At 66.5% G+C, this 343-nt stretch carries 1 protein-coding gene; it reads right to left on the reverse strand.

Going from position 1 to position 343, the window contains the following annotated elements:
• The coding region (locus tag EN807_RS33535) for an IclR family transcriptional regulator C-terminal domain-containing protein (protein ID WP_281405255.1) at positions 1 to 343 on the reverse strand (343 nt) is incomplete at both ends.

The following is a 343-nucleotide window of genomic DNA, read 5'->3' on the forward strand; positions in this document are numbered from 1 at the left end:
AAAGCGGGCCGACTGCGTCGAGACGTTGATGGCGGCGACGACCTGGCCGGTACGGTCGCTGATCGGTACGGCTATCGAACGCAGGCCGAGCTCCAGTTCCTCGTCGACAATGGCGAAGCCGTCCGTCTCGGCCTGTTGAACCGCCTTGGCCAGCAAGTCCCGCCTGACGATCGTCTTCGGCGTCCGCCGCTCGATCTTTGCATCGGCGAGGAAGGTCTTCATCTCACCGGCGCTCAGGCCGGAGAGCAGCACGCGACCCATCGATGTGCAGTAGGCGGGCAGCCTTGTGCCGACGTCCAGCGCCACGCTGAGGATGCGGCGGCCGGGGATGCGCGCGACATAG

Source organism: Mesorhizobium sp. M5C.F.Ca.ET.164.01.1.1, from assembly GCF_004792125.1.
GTDB lineage: Bacteria > Pseudomonadota > Alphaproteobacteria > Rhizobiales > Rhizobiaceae > Mesorhizobium > Mesorhizobium wenxiniae.